Source organism: Rahnella sp. RcJ3 (genome assembly GCF_009498575.1).
GTDB lineage: Bacteria > Pseudomonadota > Gammaproteobacteria > Enterobacterales > Enterobacteriaceae > Rahnella > Rahnella aceris.
Window position 1 is genome coordinate 1 of record NZ_QSNX01000016.1, and the last position, 20,275, is coordinate 20,275.

The window sequence follows — 20,275 nt, forward strand, 5'->3', positions numbered from 1 at the left end:
CTTCATGGGGATGTCCTCATGTGGCTTATGAAGACATTACTAACATCGTGGTGTATTAATCAACGGGGAGCAGGTCATATGCACTTGAGCTTTGCCATATGGCTCTTGAAGGGCATTTAACTCAGAATGAAGCGATTAATTTGCTTGCCGAAATCTATTCTTGTACTAACTACGATTACGGAATATTCAGTATTTGGACAGATCTCTTAGATAAGCTTTACTTGCTTGAGAATGAAGGTGAGTACTACAGCCACCCAGAGCTGACGAAAGCCAATAAATCCGTTTATATTGAAAAGCAGCTTCGCCATTTTATTGTTTTGCTTAACAGTAAAGTGCCGCATGATTTTGTACACCTTTCTATCTGTGAGGAGTGCAATAAACTCGTCAAAGTTAGTTGGCAACCGAAGACTCGCATCAGTGCATTTAGAAAGTTTTTGCAGATTTTCAAATTTCTTAAGCCTCAATATTGCACAGAGTGTTTGGTTTGCGGTTCAACACATATTGTCCGCTTGCAAACTGTCGAGGCGCGGGAAAAAGCGTTAAAAATGCTGCAAAAATAGAGGCGCATTTCTGCGCCTTATCTAGTAAAAACCCCACCCTCTAAAAAATCCTCCCCATCTCCAGTTGCCCCATCAGCAGCGCGTTATCGCTGTAATCCACCGGGACGGCGACGACGGCGGGGCCTTGTACGTCCATGGCGGCGCGCAGGGTGCTTTCCAGCGTTTCGGCGGAGGTGACGGCAAAACCTTTGGCGCCGAAGGCGTCGGCGTAGGCTTTGAAATCAATCGGGCCGAACTGGATGCCGGAGGTGCGCTGGTATTTTTTCTCTTCCTGGATTGCCACCATGTTGTAGGCCTCATCGACCCAGATGATGTGCAGCAGGTTGACGCCGAGGCGTACGGCGGTTTCCAGTTCCATGCTTGATTGCATAAAGCCGCCGTCGCCGGATACGGAAACCACTTTGCGGCTGGGATCGACCAGCGCAGCGCCAATCGCCCACGGCAGCGCGACACCCATGGTTTGTTGGCCGTTGGAAATCAGCACCTGACGCGCACGGAAGCTGTAAAGGTAACGGGCGATCCAGATGTGAAAACTGCCCATATCAACGCACAGGGTGACGTCGCTGTTAACGATGTCCTGCATCGCGCGCACCAGACGCAGCGGGTGGATGGCAAACTGATTCAGGCTGCGGCCTTTCTGGGCCAGCAGTTCGCGCTGCTGTCGGCGATCGTCGAGGATAGCAATAGCAGAAGCACTGAGATCGATGCGCTGCGGGATCTGTTCTGTCAGCAGATCCAGTGTGTCGGCGATATCGCCCACGAGTTCGACGTCCGGCAGATAATCGCTGTCGGTTTCGGCGGGCATCACGTCGATATGTACCAGTTCGGCGCTGCCGTTGCTCCATTGCACCGGTTCATACTCGACCGGGCTGTAACCGATGGTGATGACCAGATCTGCGTTACGCAGCAGGCGGTCACCGGCCTGATTGTTGAACAGACCGACGCGACCGGCGAAGCGATGGAACGAAGCCTGATCGATAACGCCTGCCGCCTGATAGGTGCTGGTGACCGGCAGATCGCTTTTATGCAGCAGACGACGGATCGCCTCGGCATTGCGCGGCTGGCTGGCCATCAGGCCGAGCAGCAGGACCGGATTTTTGGCCTGTTTCAGTAATTGTGCGACCTGCAATATCGCGTCGTGCGGCGCGCTGCCCAGTACGGGCGGTTGCGAGGTCAGGAGTTTGCCGCTGGCCGGTTCATTGACGATATCCATCGGCAGGCTGATAAATGCTGCACCCGGACGCCCGAACTCGGCGGCGCGAAAACCATTCGCCAGCACTTCGGCCAGTGCGGAAGACGAGGTGACTTCGGCGGAATACTTGGTGACCGGGCGGAACATCGCGACGGTGTCCATGGTCTGGTGCACCTGTTTAACGTGGTCGGCGCGTTTCACCGCGCCCCCTAAAGCCACCAGCGGATCGCCTTCGGAGGTCGCGGTGGCAACGCCGGTGATCAGGTTCGAACAACCGGGGCCGGAGGTGACCAGCGCGACGCCCGCTTTCCCGGTCAGGCGGCCGACGGCACCGGCCATAAAGGCGGCGTTGGCTTCGTGACGCACCGGAATGGTTTTGATGCGGGAATCGACCAGCGAATCGAAAACACGATCGATTTTTGCGCCGGGAATGCCGAACACGTGTTTGACACCCTGTGCTTCAAGCTGCGCGACGACCAGATCCGCACCGCATTTCCATTCGCTTTGGCTGTCTGAATTTTTCATGGCTTTATTCCTTTTGTCTGCGGACTGTTAACTTTCAACGGACTGAATCGCATCATTTAAATCGTCAGGGCATAAGTTGGCGTGCAGGAAATCACTGTCCTGCGGAAAGTCGATCAACAGCTTTTCGACCGTGCCGAAAGTCAGCACGCCGCGCTCAACCTGGTAATCCAGCACATGGCCGCCGCTGCTGCGTGTCTGATTGATGAAATGTTCGTGATAGCCCGCCACGTTGATGCCCTGCATATACGCAGGTGTCAGAAAGCCAATCAGCACGCCCTGGCTGTTTTCAATATGAAATGTTGGCTGCGCTTCGATGGCTTCGAGCATCGGTTTATAAGGGCGGTGCTGTTCCGGTACGGTGCGAGTCTCGACGCGGCTGAACTCACCATCAATGCGCAATGCGCAGAAGGTGTTCTGGCTGGCGACGGCGTTATCAATTACGGCGTGGATTTGTTCACGGCTGTGCGGGCGGTCAATCACGTATTCATTAGTCGGGTTAAAGAATGTCATGACGGCGAAGGGCGTTTTTTGTTCAGGAAGGGCGCGCCGGGCGCTGCCGTCGCCACGCAACTGGAAGATATTACTGTTGAATGCGATCAGTTCGCCGTCGAGATGGTTAAAGGTGCCGAGGCCAAAATCGCCGTGTTTCAGCAGGTCTGCCATCGTGGTGTCGCCTTCATAGACGCCGCTCAGCAAGGCGCTCATCAGTGACGACTGATAAAGCACGCGGTCAGGATGCTGATGTTTAAACGCTGTCGCCGTGCGGGCAATATCGGCGACGCAGGAACAGGACTCAGAATGGCTTTTCATGCAGGGGGTCTCCGTCGAATAATTAACTTTGCTAACTAAAAGGTTGACCCCATTCCGTCCTGAGTTCCAATATAAGGAGGTGTTTACTTTGAGACGTTTTTGATATGGAACTTCGTCATCTGCGTTATTTTGTCGCGGTAGCCGAGGCGGGCCACTTCACCCGTGCTGCCGAACTCCTGGGAATATCCCAGCCTCCCCTGAGTCAGCAAATCCAGCGGCTCGAACATGAAATCGGAACCCCTTTACTCAAGCGTCTGACCCGTGGCGTCGAGCTGACCGAAGCCGGAAAAGTGCTGTACGACGACGCACAAACCATCATCAAACTGACCGATGCCGCCTTTGAACGTACCCGTGCGGTGGCACGCGGCCTGAACGGTACGCTGCGCATCGGTTTTGCCACCTCAACGGCCTTCAATCCGCAGGTGTTTGAGCTGCTGCATCGCTTCCGTGACAAGTATCCGGGCATGGTGCTGGAGCCGCAGGAAAAAGATATGGCAGGGCTGATGACCGCGATGAGCGAGGGCGCGCTGGATGCGGCGTTTATCCGTCTGCCTTGCGAGCGCAGCAAGGAGTTCAGTTATAAGGTGCTGGATATTGAGGAAATGATGGTGGCGTTGCCGAAGAAGCATCCGCTCAGTCAGGGGAAAGAAGTCCGGCTGGCAGCGCTGCGCCACGACACGCTGATCACCTTTCCCCGCGATTTATCGCCGGGGCTTTATGATGCCGTGACACAGGCGTGTAAAGAGGCGGGATTTTCGCCGCGCTACGGGCAGCAGTGTCCGCAAATTACCTCGGCGCTGAGTATGGTGGCGACAGGATTTGGTTACGCGCTGGTGCCGGCGTCGCTAAGTAAGATTGATGAAACCAATGTGCGCTGTCTGCCCCTGGCAGGGCAGACATTAACGACGCAGATCGCGCTCGCCTGGCGCAGAACGGATAACTGCAAGGCGGCGCTGCATATGGTGGGGTTGTTGTAAGTTACACCACAATAATCACAGACACGCGACGGTTCTGGGCGCGTCCGGCCTGGGTTTTATTGCTGGCGACCGGCTGGCTCTGCCCTAATCCGCGGGTATGGATATTGGCGCGTGGCATGCCGGCATCGGCAAAGGCGGCGGCAACGGTGTTGGCGCGGCGCAGAGACAGATCGTTGTTGTAACCGGCGTCGCCGTAGTTGTCGGTATGGCCGTCGAGATTGACTTTATTCAGCCCGACATGCAGCAGTTCACTGGCCAGTTTTTCCACCGACTGCTTACTTTCTGCCGAAAGCGTCGCCTGATTATTGCCAAACAGCACTTTGGCATCCAGCCCGAGTTCCCAGCCTTCGGCTGTCTGTGAGAAGCCGTTTTTTTGCAGTACGGCGATCTGTTCCGGCGTTAATCCCGCCGGTTTGGTCTGACAGGCGGCCAGCAGCAGAATGCACATCCCCATTGCGGCGAACTGAAACCAGGTCTTGAAAGTGTTGCAGGTATTCATTGTCATTAATTCCTTTTAGTCTTTCATCACGACAGGAAGCGGCATGCCTGAAGAAACATGCCAGCAACTGCCGGAAATTTTTTTCGAGCGGTACATGGCCTCATCGGCCTTATCCAGTAACTCTTTCGCGTTAGTGGCCTGAGAAGGCGACAGCGCGATACCGATACTGAGAGAAACATCCAGCGTCTTGTTATTGAGCAGGATGACAGGGGTTTTCATGATTTCAACAATGCGTTCGGCAAATGCCACGGCCTCTGCGGTGGAAACCATCGGTTCAAGCAAGATGGCAAATTCATCACCGCCCAGACGCGCCAGCACATCGCCTTTTCGCAGTGTTTTCGCCAGCCGTTCACCAATCACCATCAGCACGCGGTCTCCGGCAGCATGACCGAGTGAGTCATTGATCTCTTTAAAGTTATCGACATCAATAAACAGCAACGCCAGTGACAGCGCCGGGCGCATCGGGTTAAAGCATTGATTAAGCGTATCAATGAAAAACGCGCGATTATGCAGGCCGGTCAATCCGTCATGCAATGCTTTTTGGGTCAGTGAGACGTTCTCGTTGCGCATATGGTTTTCCCAGGCTTCCAGCTCCGTCAGCAGGCTGTTGAAGTCCTGGCTCAGCGTGTGCAGCTCGGCAATCGGCGCAGAAGGGACACGCAGGCTGAACGAACGGTTAGCGCTGACGTCATGAGTGACGCGCGTAATGTGGCCGAGAGCATCGACAATACCTTTTTGCATCCGGCGGGAAAAATACAGCGCCACCAGGGCCGTCAGTACCAGACAGCCGATCAGGCTAAGCACCGTTTCCAGCAGGAAACCCGCCAGGGTTCCGCCATTACCGGCGAGCCAGACCGTACCGATGAGCGAACCGGAATGGTTCACCGGCATCGTGACAGGCTCCGGGAAAGCCAGGTGGCCGACGAACTGCCCGAGCTTGTCCCAGTTGCTGTTCACCGGCCGCTGCCATTCCGTGAACGTTGCACCGGCGGGGGTCAGAATTTTAGCCTGCGTGAAATCGCCGCGTTTAGCGATGAACTCCAGCGACTCGTGCGCGGCGGCAGGATCATTAAACACCAGCGCCGCTTCGGTGGTGTAGCTGATAGCGCGTGCGGTCAGTTGCAGATTATTTTCGGCATGCGAACGCAGGGCGATCAGGGCCAGCAAGATCAGTAAAAAACCGGCAAGGCCAATCGCGGTCAAAATCACAATCACATGGATTCTGTTCAGTGCGGCGCTTAGCGTCGGGCGCTGGCGCGGCTGTTCTGTGTCAGGAACAGGAATTTTATTTTCCATGGTTACTCCTTTTCCCTGGCAAGTTGTAATACGGCGGGATTAACCCGCACACCGCTGCGGGACAGCGTGTCCAGATTCAGTTTGAATCCGGTGTGAAGGGGCGTGATTACCAGACAAAAAGCGTTCAGTAATCCGCAGGTCTCGTCTTCTTCGCTGATCGTTAAAATGGCATGGCCTTCCAGGCGCTGATGCAAATCGTTTTGCTGCTCAGCCGTTGTTCTGCCGGAATAAATGGCATCGCACTGCGCGGTCAGCAGCGGGCTGTCAAAAGGCAACGTCATCACTTTGAGCGGTCTGCCAGCAAAAGCGCTGCCATCGGGCGTGAGTAGCGCCGCGTATTTAACTGGCTGAATGATGCAAAGTGTTAAAGAAGACGAGGTCGTTTTGTCGGGCCAGCGCGAATAACTGAGGATACCGTTAACGGTCTGGGCGACGGCGGCGTCGGGTGACGTCTCGCTGGTTTCTGCGATAACCGGTTTTAACGGAGCGATCAGAAGCACCATCAGCAGGGCGAAGCCATACGCAGCCTTAAAAAAATGGCCGACACGTATCTTCACTAACAGGTAAAAAGGTGATCGGGCTTTTTCCATAGCGTCACTCTGTGTTTCTTCCGGTTGAAATTGTTTCACCGGAATAAGAATAACTTTATCGGCATGATTTCTGAAAGCGTCAATAAAAAGTTTTTCACCCTGAAACAACATGCATCTTGTGTAGATTTTTTTACAGAAACCAGGAAAACAGCGAATACTGAAGAGAATCTAATGAATGTTTAGGTTAATGAGCGTGGTTGATTTTTGAGCAGCGATAAGAGGGGCGGCGTCGATAAATAATACACATTGGTGTTATTTCAACCGTTATTAAAATAATAGTCACGGTCATAACAAAATATGACAAAAAATAAATGTTACCGTAATCACCGTTTGATGAATTTAAATTGCAGGAAATGTTAATAGATTGGAATTTAAAGGAATAATAGACGGCATTTTAGCTATATTCGTGACCATGATCTCAAAGCCACACCGTTAGTCAGATTTTTATGCTGCTGATAGGTATCATGCCCGCATTAATGGTATGTTTTAACCGTCAGGGTGGTTTTTTCGATGACGGGTGCAGTAAAAAAACATCAACCATTCCTGGGGAAAACGGAATTATTTTTATAATTAGGTGCTGAGGAATCATGGATAATACAACAATCGGGACGCTGTCTGAAAAATCAATAAGTTCCTGGCGTAAAACTGACACCATGTGGATGTTAGGTTTATATGGAACGGCAATTGGTGCGGGTGTTCTTTTTCTTCCTATTAATGCCGGTATTGGCGGATTAATTCCGTTAATTATTATGGCAATTCTCGCCTTCCCAATGACTTTCTTCGCTCACCGCGGATTAACCCGTTTTGTTTTATCGGGTAAAAATGCCGGTGAAGATATTACGGAAGTCGTGGAAGAACATTTTGGTATTACGGCCGGTAAATTAATTACACTGCTGTATTTCTTCGCCATTTATCCTATTTTGCTGGTTTACAGCGTGGCGATCACTAATACGGTTGAGAGTTTTATTACTCACCAGATGCATATGAATGCGCCACCGCGTGCGTTGCTGTCACTGATCCTGATCCTCGGATTAATGACACTGGTGCATTTTGGTCAGGATATGATCGTGAAAGCGATGAGTATTCTGGTATTCCCGTTTGTGACGGTGCTGATGGCGCTGGCGCTTTACCTTATTCCTAACTGGAATATGTCAGTGTTTACAAACGCCTCGCTTTCCGGTAACGGCGTAGGTCACGGTATGCTGATGACGCTGTGGCTGGTGATCCCGGTGATGGTGTTCTCGTTCAACCACTCGCCTATTATCTCCTCGTTTGCAGTGGCAAAACGCAAAGAATACGGTGATGGCGCTGAGAAAAAATGTTCGCGCATTCTGGCATTTAGCCACATCATGATGGTGATCACGGTGATGTTCTTTGTCTTCAGCTGCGTCCTGAGCCTGTCTCCGGCCGACCTGATGGAAGCCAAATCGCAAAACGTGTCTATTCTGTCTTATTTAGCGAACCACTTCTCTAACCCGGTCATTGAATATATCGCGCCATTTATTGCCTTTATTGCCATTACTAAATCTTTCCTCGGCCATTATCTGGGCGCACGCGAAGGTTTTAACGGCATGGTGATTAAATCTTTGCGCAGTAAAGGCAAGAAAATTGCCCTGCCAACGCTGAACCGTTATACCGGTATCTTCATGTTATTAACCACCTGGTTAGTGGCAACCCTGAATCCAAGTATTCTGGGTATGATCGAAACGCTGGGCGGTCCGATTATTGCGATGCTGTTATTCCTGATGCCAATGTATGCCATCCGTAAAGTTCCGGCGATGAAAAAATACAGCGGCCATATCAGTAATGTCTTCGTTGCTGTAATGGGTCTGATTGCGATGTCAGCCATTGTATTCAGCCTGATGGGTTAATGATTAAAGCTTCTGAAATAAAGTGAGCGGGAATATCCCGCTCCTTTCTCTCCCGTTTTTCTGTTTATTCCGCCCGTAAATAATTTCACTTGGAGTACCCACCGTGATCAGCGTCTTCGATATTTTCAAAATTGGTATTGGTCCTTCCAGTTCGCATACTGTTGGCCCGATGAAAGCCGGGAAAATATTCACTGATGAACTTATCTCTTCAGGCCATATAACCCAAACCACCCGCGTGGCGGTTGATGTTTACGGATCATTATCATTAACCGGTAAAGGTCACCACACTGATCTGGCTATTATCATGGGGCTGGCGGGGAATATGCCGGATGATGTGGATATCGATGCGATCCCGGCGTTTATCCGTGAGGTAGAAAATACCGGACGTCTGATGCTGGGCAAGGGCGCAAAAGAAGTGGATTTCCCGGCCAGCTCAGGCATGAATTTCCATTCCGGTAATCTGCCGTTGCATGAAAACGGCATGACAATCAGTGCGTTCAGCGGCGATGAACTGCTCTATACCCAAACTTATTACTCTATCGGCGGTGGCTTTATTGTCGAAGCCAGCAAATTTGGGATGCAGGATGAAAATCCGGTGGTGCGTCCGTATCCGTTCCGTTCGGCCAGCGATTTGCAAAAACACTGTACGGACACCGGCCTGTCGTTGTCGGCACTGATGCTGCAAAACGAACTGGCGGGACACACACGCACAGAAATCAGCGATCACTTTGCGGCCATCTGGAATGTGATGAGCGAAGGCATTACGCGTGGCATTCATACCGAAGGCTTGCTGCCGGGACCGATGAAAATCAACCGCCGTGCCGCCGCACTGCGCCGCATTCTGGTGACGCAGGATAAGAACAATGTCGATCCGATGGGTGTTGTTGACTGGATCAACATGTACGCGATGGCGGTTAACGAAGAAAATGCGGCAGGCGGACGTGTGGTCACTGCGCCGACCAACGGCGCGTGTGGCATCATTCCTGCCGTGCTGACGTATTACGATCAGTTTATCCGCCCGATCAGCCCTGATTCGTACAGCCGCTTCTTCCTGGCTTCCGGCGCGGTCGGTATTCTGTTCAAAATGAACGCTTCGATTTCCGGTGCGGAAGTGGGGTGTCAGGGCGAAGTGGGCGTGGCCTGTTCTATGGCGGCGGCAGGTCTGACCGAACTGCTGGGCGGCAGCACCGCGCAGGTGTTTATGGCGGCAGAAATCGCGATGGAACATCACCTCGGGCTGACTTGTGATCCGCTGGCCGGACAGGTTCAGGTGCCATGCATCGAGCGTAACGCCATTTCGGCCGTGAAAGCCGTCAATGCGTCGCGTATGGCATTACGCCGCACCAGCGAACCGCGTGTGTGCCTCGATAAAGTCATCGAAACCATGTACGAAACCGGCAAGGACATGAACTCGAAATACCGTGAAACCTCGACAGGCGGTTTGGCTATCAAGGTTCTCGCCTGCAATTGATTTCTTTTCTCATCATTTCCTAAAAGGCGGGAAACCGCCTTTCCCGCCCCCTTCGTTACTTTTCCCTGTGTTATGTTTTGGGTTATCTATACTGCGTAGAAGCTCTTTTTTTCACCTGGAAAACAGTTAAAAGGAAAGGTCCGGTATGTCTAAATTCTTTATGAATGACCGCAAGACTCTGATTAACGATGTTATTGAAGGGGTGATCCTGACCTCTCCCTACAAAAACCTGGCAAAACTGGACATCGATCCGGCAATCCGCGTTGTCGTGCGGCGTGACTGGGATAAGAAAAAAGTTGCGCTGATTTCAGGCGGTGGCTCGGGTCATGAACCGGCGCACGTGGGGTTTGTCGGCAAAGGCATGCTCACGGCGGCGGTGTGTGGCGAAGTGTTTGCTTCTCCGAGCGTGGACGCCGTGCTGAACGCGATTGTGGCGGTTACCGGCAAAGCGGGCTGTCTGCTGATCGTCAAAAACTACACCGGCGACCGTCTGAACTTTGGTCTGGCCGCTGAGAAAGCAAAAGGCTTAGGCTATAACGTCGAGCTGGTGATGGTCTCCGACGACATTTCCCTGCCGGAAAATAAGCAGCCGCGCGGCATCGCCGGTACGGCGCTGGTGCATAAAATTGCCGGTTACGCGGCTGAGCAGGGCAAATCCCTGAAAGATGTCACCAAAATCGCCCAGCAGGCGATTAATGCGACCGCCAGTATTGGTGTCGCGGCGGCGGGGTGCAGCCTGCCGGGAGGCGGTGAAGATGAAGAAGAGCAACGTATCGAATCGGGCCACGTTGAGCTGGGATTAGGTATTCACGGCGAACCGGGTGTGTCGACCATGAAAACCCAGAACAGCAAAAAAGTGGTGGATACGCTGGTCGGCAAGCTTGCGGAACATGTGAAGAAAAGCGACAAGCTGGCGGTGCTGATCAATAACCTCGGCGGCGTCTCTCCGCTCGAAATGAATCAGATCACCAAAGAACTGGTGCATTCTGCGCTCGGCAGTTCGATCCGTTATCTGATTGGCCCGGCATCGCTGGTCAGTGCGCTGGATATGAAAGGGTTCTCGCTCTCGGTGATTGCCCTTAAAGGCGGCATTGAGGAAGCCTTGCTGGCAGAAGTGGAAGCCTCCGGCTGGCAGCCTCTGGTGAAGCTTGAGAAACTGGCGACCAAAAAAGGCAAAAAAATCAGCAATAAGAAAACGGTAAAAGCCTCGTCCAATGCGCAGGTTGGCAAAATCGTTGAAACCATTACTCAGACACTTTCTGATCTGGAAGATGAGCTGAATAAACTCGATGCCAAAGTCGGTGACGGCGATACCGGTTCGACGTTTGCCACCGGCGCGCGCGATATCCAGAAAGAAAACAAAGGCAAAAGATTACCGCTGAATAATGTGGCCGATCTTCTGGGCGTTGTCGGCGATCGTCTGGCGACCGTCATGGGCGGATCCAGCGGCGTGCTGATGTCGATCTTCTTTACCGCCGCCGGTAAGAAAGTCGGTGAGGGTGAGAAGTTGCCGAAAGCGTTGCTGTCCGGTCTCGAACGCATGAAGCATTACGGCGGGGCAGATCTCGGGGATCGCACGATGATCGACGCACTGCAACCGGCGCTGGAAGCCCTTGGCAAAAAAGATGCGCTGAAAGGGGCGGCTAAAGCGGCAGCCAAAGGGGCCAAAGACACGGCCAGCATGAAGAAAGCCAATGCGGGGCGCTCTTCTTATCTCAGCAGCAACAGCCTGAAAGGGGTGAAAGATCCCGGCGCAGTGGCCGTTGAAAAAGTGTTTGAGGCGCTGGCGAAAAAATAAGATTGAGCTCAGCAAAAAAGAAAGGCCTGCGGGAAACCGGCAGGCCTTTTTTATGGCAATGAAAACGTCAGGTAATCGCATTGGGATCAATCAGCGAATAAAGCTTTTTATCATGGATCCGCTGTGAAATTTTGTACTGATTTTGTTCATAAATAACGAACTTGCCGATACGGATCGCTTCACGGGAATCCCTGTTAGCAAAATGGTCGTAAACACCGCCGGGATATTTCCCCTTCAGGCCACGGTTAGACCATTTATTCATTTTCATTTTCCACTCAAGAGAATAATGCGCCAGAGGGCAGACGATCTTTGCCCACGGATCGCAAATCAGTGCGTTCTCAAGGATTTTGCCGTTGTTATGTACAGGCTGGGTGCCGACTAATACCAGGCAATGGTCGACCGGACGCGTAATGAAGATGCTGATCACTTTTAATGGCGTACCGGCGAGCCTTTCCCATTTTTGAATGTTTTCACTGATATAACAAAATGCGACGCGGGCATTTTCGCCGCAGTTGCCCGCATTTTCTTTCCCGTTGCGATAATCTTCTTCAACTTTCCGGTAAAGCTGCTGGGAGGAAAGATTGAGCTTTCGCAGACCCCGCACCATGGCACCCCGATCCCTGTCGCCGCCCAGTGAATGCAGCCGGTATTTTTTAGGATCCGATATCATCAGACCATCAATCATTCTTTTATCCGGATAAAACTTATTGGCAGATTTCAGCGACAGTCGTGAACGCGTAAACAGCATGGCTTCGGTAAGCTTGGGTAAGAGTAATTTCTGGAAACGTTTATTATCCATAACGCTATTTTTCCTTTAAAACCTGATTCAGCAATGGACTATTTGAGCACTCTTTATTGCCGGTATAAAGGAAATGACTTCTTAAGAAATACTGGATCTGCTGAGACCCTCCGCGCCGGAGCAACCTGGATATAATACGGCGCTCAGTCAGAAAACATAATTTGATCTAAAACAATTTTAAGCGATTTGCTCACCCGCCGCAGTTTCCGTCCCCGTATAATTTGCGGCCAATTATTTGCCGCCGAACGAAGACCTTACTATGCCAGTCAGTCTGATCCAACCCGATCGCACCCTGTTTTCTTACCCACGTTACTGGGCCGAATGCTACGGCACTGCGCCGTTTTTCCCGATGACCCGGGAGGAAATGGAACAGCTTGGCTGGGACAGTTGTGATGTGATCGTGGTGACCGGCGATGCCTATGTCGATCATCCGAGTTTTGGCATGGCGATCATTGGCCGCATGCTGGAAGCGCAGGGATTCCGCGTCGGGATCATCGCGCAGCCGGACTGGACCAGCAAAGAAGATTTCATGAGGCTCGGGAAGCCGAATCTGTTTTACGGCGTGACTGCCGGCAATATGGATTCGATGATCAACCGTTATACCGCCGACCGGAAGCTGCGTCATGACGATGCCTATACGCCGGGTAACGTGGGTGGAAAACGTCCAGATCGCGCGACGCTGGTCTACACGCAGCGCTGTAAAGAAGCCTACAGCGATGTACCGGTTTTGCTCGGCGGTATCGAAGCCAGCCTGCGACGTATTGCACATTACGATTACTGGTCCGATACCGTGCGGCGCTCGGTACTGGTGGATTCCAAAGCTGACATGCTGATTTATGGCAACGGCGAAAGGCCGCTGGTGGAAGTGGCGCACCGTCTGGCGGCGGGCGAATCTATCACTGATATTCACGATGTGCGCAACACGGCTATCATGCGCAAAACGGCGCTTATCGGCTGGAGCGGTGTGGATTCCACGCGGCTCGATAAGCCGGGGCGGATTGAGCCGATCATGAATCCGTACGGTGAGGATTTGCCGTGCTCGGAAGGAGAGTTGCCTGCGCCGGATGCCCCGCAACCGGTAACGGTGCGCGCGCCAAAGCCGAAACCGTGGGAGAAAACCTACGTTCTGTTGCCATCATTTGAAAAAGTGAAGGCCGATAAAGTGCTTTACGCGCATACCTCGCGCATTTTGCATCACGAAACCAATCCTGGCTGTGCGCGTGCCCTGATGCAAAAACACGGTGACCGCTATGTGTGGATCAACCCACCGGCGATCCCGCTGTCGACCGAAGAAATGGACGAAGTGTTTGGCCTGCCGTTCCAGCGCGTACCGCACCCGTCTTACGGCAAAGCGACAATTCCGGCATATGACATGATCCGTTTCTCGATCAATATTATGCGTGGCTGTTACGGCGGTTGTGCGTTTTGTTCGATCACCGAGCATGAAGGGCGGATCATTCAGAGCCGCTCGGAAGCGTCGATCGTCCGCGAAATAGAAGAGATCCGCGACAATGTACCGGGATTCACCGGTGTGATTTCCGATCTGGGTGGCCCGACCGCCAACATGTATATGCTGCGCTGTCAGTCGCCGAAAGCGGAACAAAGTTGCCGCCGTGCGTCCTGTGTGTATCCGGAAATCTGTACGCACATGGACACTAACCATGAACCGACGATCAACCTTTACCGCCGTACGCGCAGCCTGAAGGGCATCAAGAAAATACTGATCGCCTCGGGCGTACGTTACGATCTGGCGGTAGAAGATCCGCGTTATATCAAAGAGCTGGCCGAACATCACGTGGGGGGATATCTGAAGATCGCGCCGGAACATACGGAAGCCGGACCGCTGTCCAAAATGATGAAGCCTGGAATGGGTAGCTATTACCGCTTCAAGGAGCTTTTCGACAGCTATTCCAAACAGGCCGGAAAAGAGCAATATCTGATCCCGTACTTTATCTCCGCACATCCGGGGACACGTACCGAAGACATGATCAACCTGGCGCTGTGGCTGAAGAAAAATCGCTTCCGGCTGGATCAGGTGCAGAACTTTTATCCGTCGCCGCTCGCCAGCGCCACCACCATGTATTACAGCGGCAAGAATCCGCTCGGTAAAGTGGATTATAAAAGTGAAGACGTCGTGGTGCCGAAAGGCGATCGTCAGCGGCGGTTGCATAAAGCCTTGCTGCGCTATCACGATCCGGTGAACTGGCCGGTGATCCGCGAGGCGCTGACCGCGATGGGCATGCGCCGTCTGATTGGCATCCGGCCTGATTGTCTGGTGCCGCCGGACGGTTTTGATCCGAAGTTTGCGGCGTCAGTTTCAGGCAAAGCGAAACCGGCCACCACGCGTTTTACCGCCTCAAAAGCGCAAAATCCGTCTGCCGGAAAAGGAAAACCCGCTGGTCAGCGGGTTAATCGAGGTAAAAGACCGGTTTAAGATCGTTACTGACCGGGCTGTTATCGGCATTGGCAGGCATTACGTCTGCCATATGCTTCCACCATTTCTGGCAGATTTCCGTTTTTGCTACCGCGTTCCATCTTTCTTCTGATTCTATTTCCACATAGCCAAACAGCAGATTACGTTTTTCATCAAGAAAAATGCTGTAGTGATGCGCGCCGTGGGCTTTTAGGGTTTCCGCCAGTTCCGGCCAGATTGGCGAATGACGGCGCTGATATTCATCGTGTGCATTCGCATTAACCTGCATCACGAAGGATTTACGGATCATGTTTTTCTCCGGTTAGATTATCGGGGGGTAGAGGGAAAGCTCCTCCCCCTGCGAAGGGGGAGGCTGGGAGGGGGTTTTAAAGATAAACGCCTCGTCAAAGTACACTTCAACACATTCGCTTTTATTTAATACCCCACCCCAACCCTCCCCTTCGCAGGGGAGGGAGCAGACCGAGCTGTTTCCGTGTTCTCCCCTTTCAGGGGGAGCAAAGAAACTACATTGCTTTCAGATACAACTCGCGCACTTCTTCACGAGTTGCGGTGCGCGGATTGCACGGTGCGCACGGATCAGCGAGGGCTTTGTCGAGCCAGCCTTCGATATCGGTTTCCTTAATCCCCAGCTCTTTGAAACCGGAAGGAATACCCACGCGGTTGGACAATTTTCGGATAGCGTCAATGGCCGCAATACTGGCCTGTGTTTCGCTGATACCTTGCGTATGTACGCCCATCGCGCGGGCGATATCGGCAAAGCGGTGAGGTGCACTGGCGCGGTTAAACTCTTCGACAACCGGCAGCAAGATGGCATTACAGACGCCGTGCGGCAGATTATGTGTCGCGCCCGGCTGATGCGCCAGTGCGTGAACCAGCCCCAAGCCTGCGCTGTTAAATGCCATACCGGCCAGATATTGTCCCTGCGCCATTTTCTCGCGGGCTTCAATATCATCGCCGTGATCGACTGCTTTTGGCAGCCATTGCGTGATAGTTGAAATCGCGGCGAGCGCGGTCGGATCGGTCAGAGGATGTGCGCCGACAGAAACATAGGCTTCGATAGCGTGGGTTAGCGCATCCATGCCGGTCGCAGCGGTGACACTGGCCGGGATTTTGAGCATAACCGCCGGGTCATCCACTGCAATATCCGGGATCAGATTGGCGTCGATGATCACTTCTTTCACCTGACGCTGGCTGTCGATGATCACCGCATTGCTGGTGAGTTCTGCGGCTGTGCCCGCTGTGGTATTAATCGCCACCAGGAAGACACCCGGTTTGGTAACTTTGCCGACACCGGAATACATTGTGGCGGGCCCCGGATTGGCGGTCAGAATTTTGATGCCTTTTGCGGTATCAATCGGGCTGCCGCCGCCGAAAGCGATCAGGTAATCGCACTGGTTTTCCTGATACAAACGGAAACCTTCATCAACGTGAGCAGAGGTTGGATTGGGTACCACGCCGCCGTAAATAGCGTAAGGCAGTCCGGCCTGTTTAAGGGCGGAGAATAAACTGTCGAGCAGACCCAGTTCGATTAACTGGCCATCGGTAACGATAAGCGCTTTGCCGTGTTGCTTAGTCGCCAGCATCGCAACCATATCTTCGATTGCGCCCTGACCGTGGAGGCTGATTTTAGGAAGTGCCAACATGAAACTCATAAAAATTCCCTCTATAGAGTAAGTAAAATAGGTGTTCTGTTGTGCGCTGCTCCGCGGTCTTTGCCATTTCCTGCTACGGGAAACATCCACTGTTCCCCGTGCAGGATTTATGAAGTCTGGAGCATAAAGTGCCTGATCAGGCTTTCAGTGCGGCCTCAAAAGGCGTGACGTCAAAACGTTTGCCAAGCGCAATCAGTTCATCGGTCTGGATGGTTTGTTTCATTCCACCCATAGAAATCACTTTCACCAGGATCTCCGCCGATTTTTCAGCGGTGTCGATCAGGCCAAAAGCGTCATCCAGCGTCGGGCCGCAACCGAAGATACCGTGGAATGCCCACAACACCAGGCTGTGATGTTGCATCCGGTCGGAAGTGGCTGCGCCGATACCATCGGTACCCGGCACCATCCACGGCACAATCCCCACGCCGTCGGGGAAGACCACCAGACATTCGGTGCTGCATTCCCACAACTTGCGGGTGATCTTGGCGCTGTCGAGCTCAAGCACGTACGTCAGTGCGATCAGGTTGGTCGCATGGCAATGCATGATCACGCGATCCTGACCGTTGGTGACACGTTTACGCACAGCGTGAGATTGCAGATGTGAGGCCAGTTCAGAGGTTGGCAGACCGCCGGCGGTCAGACCCCACAGGATTTTGTAGCTGGCGCCTTTGTCATCAAGCTGAATAACGGTCAGCGCTTCTGACGGGGCTAATTGCACGTTACGGAAAAACTTACCGGAACCGGTCACGATGAAGTATTCGTTGGCCAGATCAGGCGCATGCTGAGTCAGTTCAACCTGGCGCGGCTGGTCGTAAAAATCATTTTTATAAGGTGCGACGTCTTCCGGTAACAGGCGCATGCTGACGTTGCCGCCGTTACGTTCATCCCAGCCTTTCAGCCACATATCGGTGGTCGCTTTGACCATGCCTTGCACAAACCACGAGCTAAATAATGTTTTCATCGGTTCTTTCCTGCGAATAAGGTGAATGCGTTTCTGTTGCGTTCGGCGGCAATTAACGTTTTGCCAGCACGCTGGTTTCGTAATGACGGACGGTATCCAGCCACTGACCGCCAACCGGTACATCGTGACGCTGACAATACATGTCCCACACGGCCTGCCATGGCAGGGATTTTTGTTCTTCCAGCAAAGCCAGACGTGCGGTGTAATCGCCTTCGGCTTCCAGTTTTTTCAGTAAATCGGTCGGTTCGAGCAGGGCTTTCAGCAGGGCTTTTTTCATGTTGCGGGTGCCGATAACCCAGGCAGCGATGCGGTTGATCGAGGCATCGAAGAAATCCAGACCGATATGAACGCGGTTGAACAGGTCATGGCGCACGATTTCGCTGGCGATGGCCTGCGTTTCGTCGTCCAGCAGAACTACGTGGTCACTGTCCCAGCGTACCGGACGGCTGACGTGCAGCAGCAGGCGCGGCACATACAGCATCGCAGCAGAAATTTTGTCGGAGATCACTTCAGTCGGGTGGAAGTGGCCGGCATCGAGGCACAGCGCAGTGCCGCGGCTGGCAGCGTAACCGAGATAGAATTCGTTTGAGCCGACGGTGTAGCTTTCAGAACCGATGCCGAACAGTTTGCTTTCAACGGCATCGATGTGTTCGGTGATATCAAACTTCTCAGAAATCACTTCATCAAGTGCGCTCATCAGGCGCTGGCGCGGTGCCAGACGATCGACGGTGATGTCTTTCATGCCATCCGGCACCCAGATATTCATCACTGACGGCGTGCCCAGTGCGCGGCCAAATGAGGCGGAGACACGGCGACTGGCCTGACAATGTTCAATCCAGAACTGGCGAATTTCCGGGTTTGCGTGTGACAGCGTGAAGCCGTCGGCGCTCAGCGGGTGTGAGAAACAAGACGGGTTGAAGTCCAGACCCAGCTTGTTTTTCTTCGCCCAGTCAACCCAGCCGGTGAAGTGCTTAGGTTCAATCTCATTACGGGCAACGGGCTTATCGGACTCCAGATAAATCGCATGCAGATTCAGCCGGTTAGGGCCAGGGATCATGGAGATCGCCAGTTCTAAGTCAGCACGAAGCTGCTGAGCGTTGCGCGCTTTGCCGGGATAATTACCGGTCGCCTGAATACCGCCGGTCAGGTTGCCCTCAGGGTTTTCGAAGCCAGCGACATCATCCCCCTGCCAGCAATGGATAGAAACGGGCAGGGTATCAAGTTGTTTGATTGCAGCTTCGGCATCAATACCCAACTGTGCAAAGCGTTCTTTGGCAAGTGTCCATGCTTGATCGATAGATGAAGTCATACTGCGAGTTCCTCATTGACGTGACAGAGCGCCTGAAAACGGCGCCAGTGAATAGCGAAATCCGCGTGAATACGTGGAATGTAGTGGTGTTGCTCAAAATTCGTGGCAACAATGCGACGAAATTCAGCGGTATCTTTGACGGCGTTTAACGCCATCAGCTGGCAGCCGATATTGCCAAGCGTTGAAGCTTCCACCGGGCCTGCGCTGACGCTGACCTGACAGACATCAGCACAAAGCTGATTCAGGAACTGGTTCTGACTGCCGCCGCCAACGATGTGGATATCTTCCAGCGGTGTCCCTTGTAAATCAGCAAGTTGCAAGGCGATTTTGCGATACAACATGGCAAGGCTGTCGAAAATACAACGCGCCAGTTCAGCTGGCGACTCTGGCACCGGATCACCCGCCTGACGACAGGCATCGCGAATGGCATCCACCATAGAGGGGGGATTGATAAAACGATCTTCGTTCGGGTTAATCAGATAAGTGAACGGCGTGACGTTTTTAGCCAGCGTGATTAATGACGGTAAATCCTGGATGTTCAGTTCGCGGCAAACCCGCTGGAACAGCCATAAGCCCATGATATTGCGCAACACCCGATAGCTGCCGTCGATACCGCCTTCGTTGGTGATATTGTCGTGGAGTGCCTGGGCATGGTTAAAAGCGTGCGGGCTTTCAATGCCCATCAGCGACCAGGTGCCGGAACTGAGATAGGCGCTGTGTGAACTGGTCAGCGGGGCGGCAACCACCGCGCTGGCGGTATCGTGCGTTGCGACGCTGAATACCGGTACGCTGCGTCCGCGAGGGCTTTTCCACAGTCCCGGGGAGTTACCCGGCTGTGTAGGTTTTTGCAACCAGCGGCGCGGCACACCTGCAAGTTTCAGCAAATCTTCATCCCAGTCACCGGTGGCGAGATTGAGCATCTGTGTGGTGCTGGCGTTGGTGTATTCCCAGTTCAGTTTTCCGGTGAGGCGGTAAAGGAAATAATCCGGGATCATCAGCATGTGGGCTGCTTTACTGACGATTTCAGGCTGTTGTTCGCTCAGCGCGCGCAACTGGTAAAGTGTGTTAAACGGCATGAACTGAATGCCGGTTTTCTGGTACAAATTCTCGCGGCCAAACTGCTGTTCCATCCGCGCCATCACGCCTTCCGTGCGGTTGTCACGATAAGCAACCGGCAAGCCGACCCGCTGCCCCTGTGCATCAAGCAGGACATAATCCACTCCCCAGGTATCAATCCCGATACCGTCAAGCTGAACGCCGGACGCGTCGAGGCGATTCAGCCCTTCAAGTATGTGTTTCTCCAGCGCATCAAGGTCCCAGGTATCGTGGCCATCAACGCGGATCAGGTTATTAGGAAAACGGTGGATTTCTTTCAGTGTCAGCGTCGCTGCCGGATCGGGATCCTGACGGGTAAACGTCGCCAGCATCACCCGGCCGCTGGAAGCGCCGAGGTCAATAGCGGCAAGATGGTGTGTTCTCATAGCGGCCATTCCTTATTGAATATGTGGCCAGTGTAGGGGAGGTGCCTGAG

Annotated in this window: 17 protein-coding genes; 6 read left to right on the forward strand and 11 right to left on the reverse strand. The window is 53.1% G+C overall.

Annotated elements, in window-relative coordinates; all coding sequences use genetic code 11:
• Positions 1-98 precede the first annotated feature (98 nt).
• On the forward strand, positions 99-560 hold the full coding sequence (locus tag DXU84_RS18975; protein ID WP_153376516.1) for a hypothetical protein: 462 nt from the start codon (positions 99-101) through the stop codon (positions 558-560).
• Positions 561-600: 40 nt separating this feature from the next.
• Here DXU84_RS18975 and alsS read toward each other — a convergent pair whose 3' ends face one another.
• Together alsS and budA are read right to left on the reverse strand one after the other, a co-directional pair.
• Positions 601-2,277, reverse strand: coding sequence for an acetolactate synthase AlsS (alsS, locus tag DXU84_RS18980; protein WP_153376517.1), 1,677 nt, complete (start codon positions 2,275-2,277; stop codon positions 601-603).
• Between the two features lie 27 nt (positions 2,278-2,304).
• The gene (budA, locus tag DXU84_RS18985; protein WP_013577135.1) at positions 2,305-3,087 is read right to left on the reverse strand and encodes an acetolactate decarboxylase; all 783 of its coding nucleotides are present in this window, start codon (positions 3,085-3,087) and stop codon (positions 2,305-2,307) included.
• Between the two features lie 104 nt (positions 3,088-3,191).
• Between budA and DXU84_RS18990 the strand changes: the two genes are divergently transcribed.
• On the forward strand, positions 3,192-4,064 hold the full coding sequence (locus DXU84_RS18990; RefSeq protein ID WP_013577134.1) for a LysR family transcriptional regulator: 873 nt from the start codon (positions 3,192-3,194) through the stop codon (positions 4,062-4,064).
• Position 4,065: 1 nt separating this feature from the next.
• Here the strand turns inward: DXU84_RS18990 and DXU84_RS18995 are convergent, their stop codons facing one another.
• From DXU84_RS18995 to DXU84_RS19005, 3 genes are read right to left on the reverse strand one after another with little or no spacing between them, the layout of a single operon-like run.
• Complete coding sequence (locus DXU84_RS18995) at positions 4,066-4,563, reverse strand: OmpA family protein (RefSeq protein WP_153376518.1); 498 nt, start codon at positions 4,561-4,563, stop codon at positions 4,066-4,068.
• A 15-nt stretch (positions 4,564-4,578) separates the two neighbouring features.
• Positions 4,579-5,859 carry a diguanylate cyclase domain-containing protein gene (locus DXU84_RS19000; RefSeq protein ID WP_013577132.1) on the reverse strand — a complete coding sequence of 427 codons (1,281 nt, stop codon included), beginning with the start codon at positions 5,857-5,859 and terminating at the stop codon, positions 4,579-4,581.
• A gap of 2 nt (positions 5,860-5,861) precedes the next feature.
• Positions 5,862-6,449, reverse strand: a complete 588-nt coding sequence (locus DXU84_RS19005; protein ID WP_228389031.1) for a YfiR family protein — start codon at positions 6,447-6,449, stop codon at positions 5,862-5,864.
• Positions 6,450-7,036: 587 nt separating this feature from the next.
• Between DXU84_RS19005 and DXU84_RS19010 the strand changes: the two genes are divergently transcribed.
• The 3 genes from DXU84_RS19010 (at position 7,037) to DXU84_RS19020 (ending at position 11,589) form a co-directional block, all read left to right on the forward strand.
• Positions 7,037-8,320, forward strand: a complete 1,284-nt coding sequence (locus DXU84_RS19010; RefSeq protein ID WP_013577130.1) for an HAAAP family serine/threonine permease — start codon at positions 7,037-7,039, stop codon at positions 8,318-8,320.
• 103 nt (positions 8,321-8,423) lie between these two features.
• Positions 8,424-9,791, forward strand: coding sequence for an L-serine ammonia-lyase (locus tag DXU84_RS19015; RefSeq protein WP_037033510.1), 1,368 nt, complete (start codon positions 8,424-8,426; stop codon positions 9,789-9,791).
• A gap of 145 nt (positions 9,792-9,936) precedes the next feature.
• Entirely contained in the window at positions 9,937-11,589 is a 1,653-nt protein-coding gene (locus tag DXU84_RS19020; RefSeq protein WP_153376519.1) for a dihydroxyacetone kinase subunit DhaK, read from the forward strand.
• A 67-nt stretch (positions 11,590-11,656) separates the two neighbouring features.
• Here the strand turns inward: DXU84_RS19020 and DXU84_RS19025 are convergent, their stop codons facing one another.
• Positions 11,657-12,388, reverse strand: a complete 732-nt coding sequence (locus DXU84_RS19025) for a hypothetical protein (protein WP_121019686.1) — start codon at positions 12,386-12,388, stop codon at positions 11,657-11,659.
• A 259-nt stretch (positions 12,389-12,647) separates the two neighbouring features.
• Between DXU84_RS19025 and DXU84_RS19030 the strand changes: the two genes are divergently transcribed.
• The gene (locus DXU84_RS19030) at positions 12,648-14,822 is read left to right on the forward strand and encodes a YgiQ family radical SAM protein (protein ID WP_153376520.1); all 2,175 of its coding nucleotides are present in this window, start codon (positions 12,648-12,650) and stop codon (positions 14,820-14,822) included.
• Here DXU84_RS19030 and rhaM read toward each other — a convergent pair.
• The 5 genes from rhaM to rhaB form a co-directional block, all read right to left on the reverse strand.
• Entirely contained in the window at positions 14,797-15,111 is a 315-nt protein-coding gene (rhaM, locus tag DXU84_RS19035; RefSeq protein ID WP_013577125.1) for an L-rhamnose mutarotase, read from the reverse strand. The two genes, DXU84_RS19030 and rhaM, sit on opposite strands and share 26 nt — an antisense overlap.
• 214 nt (positions 15,112-15,325) lie before the next feature.
• A complete protein-coding gene (gene fucO, locus DXU84_RS19040; protein WP_013577124.1) occupies positions 15,326-16,474 on the reverse strand; it encodes a lactaldehyde reductase in 1,149 nt (382 codons plus the stop codon).
• Between the two features lie 136 nt (positions 16,475-16,610).
• Entirely contained in the window at positions 16,611-17,435 is an 825-nt protein-coding gene (rhaD, locus tag DXU84_RS19045) for a rhamnulose-1-phosphate aldolase (protein WP_013577123.1), read from the reverse strand.
• Between the two features lie 52 nt (positions 17,436-17,487).
• Positions 17,488-18,744 carry an L-rhamnose isomerase gene (locus DXU84_RS19050; protein ID WP_013577122.1) on the reverse strand — a complete coding sequence of 419 codons (1,257 nt, stop codon included), beginning with the start codon at positions 18,742-18,744 and terminating at the stop codon, positions 17,488-17,490.
• A complete protein-coding gene (gene rhaB / locus DXU84_RS19055) occupies positions 18,741-20,225 on the reverse strand; it encodes a rhamnulokinase (protein ID WP_013577121.1) in 1,485 nt (494 codons plus the stop codon). Before rhaB ends, DXU84_RS19050 begins: the two co-directional genes overlap by 4 nt.
• Between the last annotated feature and the right edge of the window lie 50 nt (positions 20,226-20,275).

Bases quoted from the DNA above. Each gene is read 5' to 3' on its own strand.
- DXU84_RS18975 (WP_153376516.1), top strand. From the start codon at position 99: ATGGCTCTTGAAGGGCATTTAACTCAGAATGAAGCGATTAATTTGCTT.
- alsS (WP_153376517.1), bottom strand. From the start codon at position 2,277: ATGAAAAATTCAGACAGCCAAAGCGAATGGAAATGCGGTGCGGATCTG.
- budA (WP_013577135.1), bottom strand. From the start codon at position 3,087: ATGAAAAGCCATTCTGAGTCCTGTTCCTGCGTCGCCGATATTGCCCGC.
- DXU84_RS18990 (WP_013577134.1), top strand. From the start codon at position 3,192: ATGGAACTTCGTCATCTGCGTTATTTTGTCGCGGTAGCCGAGGCGGGC.
- DXU84_RS18995 (WP_153376518.1), bottom strand. From the start codon at position 4,563: ATGAATACCTGCAACACTTTCAAGACCTGGTTTCAGTTCGCCGCAATG.
- DXU84_RS19000 (WP_013577132.1), bottom strand. From the start codon at position 5,859: ATGGAAAATAAAATTCCTGTTCCTGACACAGAACAGCCGCGCCAGCGC.
- DXU84_RS19005 (WP_228389031.1), bottom strand. From the start codon at position 6,449: ATGGAAAAAGCCCGATCACCTTTTTACCTGTTAGTGAAGATACGTGTC.
- DXU84_RS19010 (WP_013577130.1), top strand. From the start codon at position 7,037: ATGGATAATACAACAATCGGGACGCTGTCTGAAAAATCAATAAGTTCC.
- DXU84_RS19020 (WP_153376519.1), top strand. From the start codon at position 9,937: ATGTCTAAATTCTTTATGAATGACCGCAAGACTCTGATTAACGATGTT.
- DXU84_RS19025 (WP_121019686.1), bottom strand. From the start codon at position 12,388: ATGGATAATAAACGTTTCCAGAAATTACTCTTACCCAAGCTTACCGAA.
- DXU84_RS19030 (WP_153376520.1), top strand. From the start codon at position 12,648: ATGCCAGTCAGTCTGATCCAACCCGATCGCACCCTGTTTTCTTACCCA.
- rhaM (WP_013577125.1), bottom strand. From the start codon at position 15,111: ATGATCCGTAAATCCTTCGTGATGCAGGTTAATGCGAATGCACACGAT.
- fucO (WP_013577124.1), bottom strand. From the start codon at position 16,474: ATGAGTTTCATGTTGGCACTTCCTAAAATCAGCCTCCACGGTCAGGGC.
- rhaD (WP_013577123.1), bottom strand. From the start codon at position 17,435: ATGAAAACATTATTTAGCTCGTGGTTTGTGCAAGGCATGGTCAAAGCG.
- DXU84_RS19050 (WP_013577122.1), bottom strand. From the start codon at position 18,744: ATGACTTCATCTATCGATCAAGCATGGACACTTGCCAAAGAACGCTTT.
- rhaB (WP_013577121.1), bottom strand. From the start codon at position 20,225: ATGAGAACACACCATCTTGCCGCTATTGACCTCGGCGCTTCCAGCGGC.